Below are 9,121 nucleotides of genomic sequence, written 5' to 3' on the forward strand. Positions count from 1 at the left end.
GTATCGCCAAGCGGTAAGGCAGCGGGTTTTGATCCCGCCATTCCCAGGTTCAAATCCTGGTACTCCAGCCAATGGCTATGTAGCTCAGCTGGTTAGAGCACATCACTCATAATGATGGGGTCCCCTGTTCAAATCAGGGCATAGCCACCATTTACAAATGCGGAAGTTTTGGAATTGCTCGATGTCTTGATATAGACGCTGGATTTAGGTTCTAATAACTAATGCGAAATGATATGCGGAAGTGGCGGAATTGGTAGACGCGCTGGATTTAGGTTCCAGTATCTTCGGATGTGAGAGTTCAAGTCTCTCTTTCCGCACCATGTTCTTTTAAATCAGAACTCAAAAAGATTTTATTTCGTTGGAGTATCGCCTCGACACGAAGTGGAAGCGGTAAGGCAGAGAAGAGAGAGGTTTTGATCCCTCACTCATCCCCCCCAGATTCAAATCCTGGGTTCAACAATTTAAGTTAGATTTGAGTTTTCGTTGGAGTATCGCCAAGCGGTAAGGCAGCGGGTTTTGATCCCGCCATTCCCAGGTTCAAATCCTGGTACTCCAGCCATCTCTTTTTGAGATGTTAGCTACAAATAAAATATCTACTGTGCGGAAGTGGCGGAATTGGTAGACGCGCTGGATTTAGGTTCCAGTATCTTCGGATGTGAGAGTTCAAGTCTCTCTTTCCGCACCATGTTCTTTCAAGTAGAACTCAAACGCTTGAACTTACCTCTATTGCTGGGTATTGCCTCGACACGAAGTGGAAGCGGTAAGGTAGCCTAACTCAAATCTGGGCTAAATAAGATTTGAACTTACCTCTATTGCTGGAGTATCGCCAAGCGGTAAGGCAGCGGGTTTTGATCCCGCCATTCCCAGGTTCAAATCCTGGTACTCCANNGGATGTTAGCTAAAAATAAAATTTCTACTGTGCGGAAGTGGCGGAATTGGTAGACGCGCTGGATTTAGGTTCCAGTATCTTCGGATGTGAGAGTTCAAGTCTCTCTTTCCGCACCATTTAATCTATATAAAAAATCCTCCCCCAAAAACCATAATCTCGTTAATTTTACTTTATCAACATTTATGTTATATTCTTTATTAGAAATTAATAATAAAGGATTATTATCATGACCGAACAAGATAAGGTTAAAGCAGCAATAAACTCATTTTATAAAGGCGCGGGATTAGAGATAACCTTTAGCGGTGAAGCGAACCCAAAAGTCGCTGAAATATTCGGTGAGATGGTAAAAAAAAACAAAAGATTGCACTGAAGCCCTTAATTGGGTTCCTGAACCTACTGGTGGTAAAGCTTCAATTTCATGGATAGCCAAAAACTTTACACAAAGTGTATTGGCGCAGCTGGAGCAAAAGCAGTCCCTTACCTGCGCTAAGTCCGTTATATGGGGTTACCGTCGACACCTACAAATCGCAGCTTTAGGAGTATAATAATGAGAAAGTTATTATTACTCATATTGACTTTGTTACCTCTACTCGCCAGTGCTCAAGCAGCTATGAAGACCCACTGCACACCTCCAAATATTGATATCTCACTTAAACACTTTAATTACTGCATTGCGCCAGAGCAGACTAGCAAACTCTCGTTTCATACCTTTAGCGATAATTCCTATTCAATGGTTATAAGCAACAAGGAGTCTGAATTGTTTTTAAATTGGTTGCCCAGCTCAATTGCACTTGCCGATCTACCTAAGAAATATGGCTTAGCCCCGCTCACATTCCTTGAGCAACTCTTTAATGGCAAAATTCAAGAACAAAAGCCACACGGTCATAAAATCGGTGCAGTATTTGGTGACATTGATACGTCTGAACTGTTTGTTGAAAAAGTTAAAGGTAGTTATATTTTTTCTGCACTAAATAAATCAGGTCAAAATACTGCGTTTTTGTTGTTAGAAAATAGCGACTGGCTATTACAGATTGATGGCAAGTTTGACAAACGAACATTAATTCAAATCATTGATAGAACACGTTTAGTCGGAAGCTTATAGCAAGGAAAATGTAGGAGAGCCTAGTAACCTGAGAGCCGGATAATTAATTCTCTCCTACAAGTGTAATTAAAAACCAACTCCTCCCATGGCGTGCTTAAGCACTTCTTTTTTCAGCGGCCCTGCTTTATTCGCCACATTCAGCGCCAGATTTCTCAAATGCTTTAACGGTGTTACTTGATTCGAAAAGCCAAAATAACACGCATCCATCATACTCATCATCAAGAGGTTGTCTTTTCTACGCTTTGACTCGTAATGATGTAGTGCGCTGCTATCACCAATATCTTCTTTTGACTCAATCGCTTCAGCAAGTGCCGCTACGTCTTTAAAGCCAAGATTTACTCCCTGCCCTGCTAACGGATTAATGGTATGAGCTGCATCTCCTACTAATACCACTCGTTCGCTCACGTATTGGTTAGCATGTTGCCTTGCTAAAGGAAAAACCGCCACTTCTTCAATCTCAAAGTCACCGGGTAGCTCAAAAAATGCAGCTTTTACTTCTTGTTTTAGCGCCTGCTTATCTAGTTGCTTAAGTAAATTGAGTTTATTGCCGTTGTCATACCAAATCAGATTGGCATACGGATACTGCATAGGTAAAAAGGCAATGGGACCTGATGGCTTAAATTGCTGCCATGTTTTTTCTTGCTGCGGCGCGTCGAGTTTAATCAGCAGCCCCATACAATGTTGCTCATATTGCCACCCCGTCACGCCTATGCCACTCATTTGTCTGACGATAGAACGGCCACCATCAGCTGCAATTAACAAATCGGTGGTAAAGGATGCTGCTTGATACTCAATCGTCACGGAATCCTCATTATGAACAATGCGCTTTGGGATCCCCTCTGGTGAAACCACTTTGATATCAAATTCCTCAAACTGTTGCCACAATGCTGCTTGAATGAGGTTATTCTCAATTAAGTGGCCTAAGTGCGAGGCGTTTAGCGCTTCACAATCAAATATCAATTGCCCTGGCTTATCCTCATAGGCTTCTAGCTGCTTGTAAACCGCGGCTCTGGTGCTTCTTAACACAGGCATAGCACCAAGCTCATCTAGTAACTGCTCGGAAAAGCGATTGATAGCCGAAACGCGAATATCTACCTTATCACTTGCGAGTATTGCATCAGGTGAGATGGGAGAATGTTCAATAATGGTTACGTCAACACCTTGCTTCGCTAGCTTAACAGCACACGCTGCACCAACCATGCCACCACCGACTATCAGAGCCTTGTTTTTCATGCCATATTCCACTTAATTGAGTCTTTGCGCATTGTAACGCATATAAAAACAGATGTTTGCTTAAAACACTCTGTATTGATCCACATTTTGAAAGTTAAAATCTATACTTGGCTAGACAAGATAGGTCATATAAAATACGCGTCCTTTAGGCATAATGATATCAATTCAGCATCGCCTGCACGAGAAACGCGTAGTGCTAAACACCGAGTTGTAAACGAGGCAATATTTAAATGAGTAAAAAACTGCATATTAAAACCTGGGGTTGTCAGATGAACGAGTATGACTCCCAGAAAATGGCGGATCTTTTGGATTCAACAAATGGCTATCAGCTTACAGAAGAAGCTGAGCAAGCTGATGTGATCCTACTCAATACTTGCTCGATTCGTGAGAAGGCACAGGAAAAAGTATTCCACCAACTTGGTCGTTGGAAACTACTAAAAGACACAAACCCTGATCTTGTTATCGGTGTTGGTGGCTGCGTAGCATCACAAGAAGGCGACACCATTCGTCAGCGCGCTCCATTTGTTGATATCGTGTTTGGCCCACAAACATTGCACCGCCTGCCAGAGATGATCAAACAGGTGCAAAGCAAAGAAGGTGCTGTCGTTGATATTTCATTCCCTGAAATTGAAAAATTTGACCGCCTCCCTGAGCCAAAGGCTGAAGGCCCGAGTGCATTTGTTTCAATTATGGAAGGTTGCTCTAAGTACTGTACTTTCTGTGTTGTACCCTACACGCGTGGCGAAGAAGTAAGCCGTCCTTTAGATGATGTGATCCTTGAAGTTGCTCAGCTTGCTGAGCAAGGTGTACGTGAAGTGAACTTACTCGGTCAAAACGTAAATGCTTACCGTGGTGAAATGCACGATGGTGAAATTTGTTACTTCTCTGATTTAATTCGCTACGTTGCAGCAATTGACGGTATTGACCGTATTCGTTATACAACATCTCACCCGGTTGAATTTACACCAGATATTATTGAAGCCTATGCGGATGTGCCAGAGCTTGTTGACCATTTACACCTACCGGTACAAAGTGGTTCAGACCGTATTCTAAACCTTATGAAACGCGGTCATACTGCGCTTGAGTACAAGTCAACGATCCGCAAGCTACGTAAGATCCGTCCGAACCTAAGCATGTCTTCAGATTTCATCATTGGTTTCCCAGGCGAATCAAACGCAGACTTTGAAGCGACGATGAACCTAATTAATGATATCGGCTTTGATATGAGCTTTAGTTTCATCTACTCGGCGCGACCTGGCACACCAGCAGCCGACTTACCTGACGATGTTGCAGAATCAGAAAAGAAAGAACGTCTGTATCTTCTACAGAACCGTATCAACCAAATGGCGCAGGATATCAGCCGCAAGATGCACGATACCGAGCAGCGTATTTTGGTTGAGGGCCCATCGAAGAAAAACCCAATGGAACTGCGTGGTAGAACCGAAAATAACCGCGTTGTAAACTTTGAAGGTCCACACTCAGTGATCGGCCAATTCGTCGATGTACGTATTACTGAGGCGTTACCAAACTCGCTACGTGGTGAACTTATCCGTACTGAAGCAGAAATGGATTTACGTCGTGACGTAAAACCGTCGGATATCTTAAATAAAGCACCACAAGAACCTGAAATTAATGAATTAGGTGTTGGTACTTTTACCCCCTAGCATTTTTAAATTGTGCGCTAGCTTCGGCTAGCGTCATTTTTATAGGAAGACATTTTGAGTAATCAGATAAAGAATATAGAAATTTACTTAGAACCCGCAGATAATCACCGCCTTTCTTCACTTTGTGGTCCGTTCGACGAAAATCTAAAACAAATAGAACGTCGCCTTGGAGTTGAAATCGCACACCGTGACAATTGGTTTAAAGTGACCGGACAAGCGGTAACGGCAAAAGCAGCTGTGGATATTCTAAAGTCTCTATATGTTGATACTCAGCCTGTGAAAGGAAAAATGACAGAAATCGAACCGGATCAGGTTCATCTGGCCATCACAGAAGCGAACGTACTTGAACAAGACGCCCCAACCGTGTGGGACAAAGAAGTCTATATTAAGACTCGTCGCGGTGTGGTTAAGCCTCGTAACCCAAATCAGAGCCAATATGTCGCTAATATCTTAACTCACGATATTACCTTTGGTGTTGGTCCTGCGGGTACTGGTAAAACCTATCTTGCTGTTGCGGCAGCGGTTGATGCGCTAGAACGTCAAGAAATACGTCGCATCCTCCTCACTCGTCCAGCAGTTGAAGCTGGTGAAAAGCTGGGTTTCTTACCGGGTGATTTAACACAAAAAATCGACCCTTACCTTCGTCCACTTTATGACGCCCTATTCGAAATGCTTGGTTTTGAAAAAGTTGAGCGCTTAATCGAAAAAAATGTCATCGAAGTTGCACCTTTGGCGTATATGCGTGGTCGAACACTCAATGACGCGTTTATTATTTTGGACGAGAGCCAAAATACCACGACTGAACAAATGAAGATGTTTCTTACGCGGATTGGCTTTAATTCAAAAGCGGTGATCACCGGTGATATCACCCAAATCGATTTACCTCGTGGTGCGCGCTCTGGACTTCGTCATGCGATAGAAGTGCTCAATGATGTAGAAGAGATTTCATTTAACTTCTTTAAATCTCACGATGTAGTTAGACACCCTGTGGTTGCCCGTATCGTTGAAGCATATGAGAAGAAAGAAGAACAAGAGCGTCTCGCTAAAGCTGAAAAGCATCAAGCGAAACAGCCAGCTTCTGAGGAATAAAGCATGGACTTAATGCTAGATTTGCAATTGGCCTGTGAGTTTGACAACTTACCGTCCCAAGCTCAATTTCAATTATGGGCAGAACATGCATTAACACAATTTCGCGAAGAGGCAGAATTAACTATTCGCATCGCTGACGAGCACGAGAGCCAAGAGCTCAATAGCCAGTATAGGGGCAAAGACAAGCCAACCAACGTGTTGTCTTTCCCATTTGATGCGCCACCAGGGATTGAATTACCTCTTATTGGTGATTTAATTATCTGTCCCCAAGTGGTATACCAAGAATCCATAGAGCAAGAAAAGACCTTTCATGACCACTTCGCTCATATGGTTATCCACGGTTGCTTGCATTTACTTGGATTTGACCATATAAATGAACAAGACGCGGTAGAAATGGAAACAATAGAGAAGCAAATTCTCGCTTCTTTGAATATCGCAGATCCTTACAGAGACGATTGTTAAATTAACGGAGCAGACACAACTAATGAGCGACGATAACTCGCAAAGTAGTCAGGGTTCTTCTAGCAAGACCTGGCTGGGACGCATCACACAGATGCTGCAAGGGGAACCCCAAAATAAAGAAGAACTGGCTGAAGTCATCGCTGATGCGCAAGAGCGCCAGCTGATTGACCCAGAAACCAAAGACATGATGGAAGGTGTACTCAGCGTTTCAGAGCTGAAAGTACGTGACATCATGATCCCACGTTCGCAAATGATTACACTTGATGTAGATGAGCCTCTCAGTGCTCAACTCCCTATGATGGTAGAATCTTCACACTCGCGTTTTCCTGTGATTTGTGAAGACAAAGACCACGTAGAAGGCATCTTACTTGCCAAAGATCTCTTACCTTTGATTTTGCGCGAAGAGCGCGATTTGCCAAGTATCCGCGAATACCTTCGTCCCGCAGTGGTCGTGCCTGAAAGTAAGCGTGTCGATACCCTGCTCAACGAATTCCGTCAAAAACGTTACCATATGGCCATCGTGATTGATGAATATGGCGGTGTGTCTGGACTGGTTACTATCGAAGATATTCTCGAAACCATTGTTGGTGAAATCGAAGATGAACATGATGACGACGAAGAACAACAAGATATTCGTCAGCTGTCTAAACATGTTTATACCGTGCAAGCACTCACGCCCTTGGATGAATTTAACGAATTTTTCAAAACCAACTACGACACCCAAGAAGCAGATACCATTGGCGGTATTATTCTTCATGCATTTGGCCATATGCCAAGCCGTGGTGAAACCATAGACATAGATCCCCTTCAGTTTAAGGTAACTAACTCCGATAACCGGAGGATCTTACAAATTCAAGTAAGTGTACCTAAATCTGAACATGTTGAAGACTCTAGTATCTAACCTGAGTAACCTCGCAAAAGATAAGTTTGCATGGCTGGCACTCATTTCTGGCTGTGCGCTTACTTTTGCTTATTCCCCTTTTGGTTTTTGGCCCATCGCGTTTGTCAGCTTGATTATAGCGACTTGGCTTACCGATAAACCCAGTGCAAAGCTCGCGGCTAAATATGGCTTTTTATTTGGCTTTGGCTGGTTTGCACTTGGCATAAGCTGGGTGCATGTCTCTATCGCTGAATTTGGTGGTTTACCCTTACCTGTCTCAGTGCTGTTGATGGCATTACTATGTGCTTATCTTGCCATCTACCCAACATTGGCATTTGCTTTTGCCAGCTACTTTACTCGCACACCTTGGCAACGGGTGTTGGCACTTGTTGCGGGGTTTGCCATAACCGAGTGGCTACGAGGCCATATGCTCACGGGCTTCCCTTGGCTTAGCTTTGGTTATACGTTAACTGACTCGCCTCTGAGCAGTTTAGCCCCTTGGATCGGTGAATTTGGCTTAACATTGTTAGTTATTTTAGCGACAACAAGCCTCTACTATCTACTTAAACAACGTGCGATTTATCTCGCTATAGCCTGCTTTGCTGGCATTGCCGGTCTATACAGTGTGCCAGTCATTCAAGGCCCACTAAAATACTCGGGAGATGAAATCACCACCTTACTTGTACAAGGTAATATCAAGCAGAGTCTGCGCTGGGAGCCTGAACAGTTTTGGCCTACCATGTCTAAATATCGAGATATGACCAGACCTAACTGGCAAGGCGTTGATTTAGTGGTGTGGCCAGAAGCGGCTATTCCAGAATTTGAAGATATCGCCTACCCATTTTTAGAAGGGCTGGACAAAGCCGCCGCGTTTAATGGCACGGCGCTAATAACGGGTATTCCCGATTATCAGTTTGATACCAGAACCGCGTACAACACGCTGATCACGCTTGGTAAAAAAGAAAAAGAAGACAGCGAAGGGCAATATCACTATCTGCACAAAAACCGCTACCAGAAGCACCAATTGTTGCCTATTGGTGAGTTTGTGCCGTTCGAAGACCTATTGCGTCCTATAGCCCCTCTTTTTAACTTAGCGATGTCGTCATTTACTCGAGGTGATGCGGTACAACCAAACCTACTTGCGAACGGTTTGCATGTGTTACCCGCTATTTGCTACGAAATCGCGTTTAGCGAGCTTGTCAGAGGTAACTTTACCTCTGAGTCAGATATTCTTTTTACTGTGAGTAACGACGCTTGGTTTGGAGATTCCCACGGCCCGCATCAGCATATGCAGATCGCTCGCATGCGTGCCTTAGAATTACAGCGCCCATTAATTCGAGTAACAAATAATGGTATCACTGGTGTTTACGATCCACTTAGCAAAGTTCAGCATGCCATTCCACAATTCGAAGCCAATATACTGAAAAGTGATGTAAAACTAATTGGTGGAGTGAGCTGGTATGCAGAGCATGGTAATCGCCCCAACTGGTTTATTGTCGCTTTTATTCTGCTGATACTCGCCGCCGCAAAAGTGAAGCCCATAGTGCTTAAGCGGTTTGAACGCAACTTTTTGTAGTTGCGGTGTTGTACCTGCCGCGATGTAAAATCACTCCTACATGCAATAAGTAACCTCTGGTGGGAGCCGCTTTACGCGGCGATATCTAATACCACATCGCGATGNTGAAATCGCTCCTACATGCAATAAGTAACCTCTGGTGGGAGCCGCTTTATGCGGCGATATCTAATACCACATCGCGATGAAAAATCGCTCCTACATGCAATAAGTAACCTCTGGTGGGAGC

At 43.8% G+C, this 9,121-nt stretch carries 8 protein-coding genes and 6 tRNA genes; 13 read left to right on the plus strand and 1 reads right to left on the minus strand.

The annotated features are described in order from the left end of the window. Positions 1-73: 73 nt before the first annotated feature. The 8 genes from CKO50_RS01605 (at position 74) to CKO50_RS01640 (ending at position 1,991) form a co-directional block, all read left to right on the plus strand. Positions 74-150, plus strand: a tRNA-Met gene (locus CKO50_RS01605). An 85-nt stretch (positions 151-235) separates the two neighbouring features. Next, a tRNA-Leu gene (locus tag CKO50_RS01610) sits at positions 236-320 on the plus strand. 164 nt (positions 321-484) lie between these two features. Beyond that, a tRNA-Gln gene (locus CKO50_RS01615) sits at positions 485-559 on the plus strand. 41 nt (positions 560-600) lie between these two features. Next, positions 601-685: transfer RNA gene (locus CKO50_RS01620), tRNA-Leu, on the plus strand. 131 nt (positions 686-816) lie between these two features. Beyond that, positions 817-887 (plus strand) — tRNA-Gln (locus tag CKO50_RS01625). Between the two features lie 33 nt (positions 888-920). Then, positions 921-1,005 (plus strand) — tRNA-Leu (locus CKO50_RS01630). A gap of 110 nt (positions 1,006-1,115) precedes the next feature. Then, positions 1,116-1,259: a hypothetical protein gene (locus tag CKO50_RS24355; protein ID WP_255228966.1), complete on the plus strand. Its 144-nt coding sequence runs from the start codon at positions 1,116-1,118 to the stop codon at positions 1,257-1,259. A 177-nt stretch (positions 1,260-1,436) separates the two neighbouring features. After that, the gene (locus tag CKO50_RS01640) at positions 1,437-1,991 is read left to right on the plus strand and encodes a hypothetical protein (protein ID WP_095726740.1); all 555 of its coding nucleotides are present in this window, start codon (positions 1,437-1,439) and stop codon (positions 1,989-1,991) included. A 66-nt stretch (positions 1,992-2,057) separates the two neighbouring features. On the opposite strand, the gene CKO50_RS01645 is transcribed toward CKO50_RS01640, so the two are convergent. Then, entirely contained in the window at positions 2,058-3,224 is a 1,167-nt protein-coding gene (locus CKO50_RS01645) for an FAD-dependent oxidoreductase (protein ID WP_095726741.1), read from the minus strand. Between the two features lie 230 nt (positions 3,225-3,454). Between CKO50_RS01645 and miaB the strand changes: the two genes are divergently transcribed. The 5 genes from miaB to lnt are packed head-to-tail and all read left to right on the plus strand — an operon-like array spanning position 3,455 to position 8,895. Continuing rightward, positions 3,455-4,888 carry a tRNA (N6-isopentenyl adenosine(37)-C2)-methylthiotransferase MiaB gene (gene miaB, locus CKO50_RS01650; protein WP_010607359.1) on the plus strand — a complete coding sequence of 478 codons (1,434 nt, stop codon included), beginning with the start codon at positions 3,455-3,457 and terminating at the stop codon, positions 4,886-4,888. Positions 4,889-4,942: 54 nt separating this feature from the next. Continuing rightward, the gene (locus CKO50_RS01655; RefSeq protein ID WP_095726742.1) at positions 4,943-5,977 is read left to right on the plus strand and encodes a PhoH family protein; all 1,035 of its coding nucleotides are present in this window, start codon (positions 4,943-4,945) and stop codon (positions 5,975-5,977) included. Positions 5,978-5,980: 3 nt separating this feature from the next. Next, a complete protein-coding gene (gene ybeY, locus CKO50_RS01660; RefSeq protein ID WP_095726743.1) occupies positions 5,981-6,439 on the plus strand; it encodes an rRNA maturation RNase YbeY in 459 nt (152 codons plus the stop codon). 22 nt (positions 6,440-6,461) lie between these two features. Continuing rightward, complete coding sequence (corC, locus tag CKO50_RS01665) at positions 6,462-7,340, plus strand: CNNM family magnesium/cobalt transport protein CorC (RefSeq protein ID WP_010607361.1); 879 nt, start codon at positions 6,462-6,464, stop codon at positions 7,338-7,340. Beyond that, on the plus strand, positions 7,318-8,895 hold the full coding sequence (gene lnt, locus CKO50_RS01670; RefSeq protein WP_095726744.1) for an apolipoprotein N-acyltransferase: 1,578 nt from the start codon (positions 7,318-7,320) through the stop codon (positions 8,893-8,895). Before corC ends, lnt begins: the two co-directional genes overlap by 23 nt. Positions 8,896-9,121 lie beyond the last annotated feature (226 nt).

The organism is Pseudoalteromonas sp. HM-SA03, from assembly GCF_002289345.1.
Classification (GTDB): Bacteria; Pseudomonadota; Gammaproteobacteria; order Enterobacterales; family Alteromonadaceae; genus Pseudoalteromonas.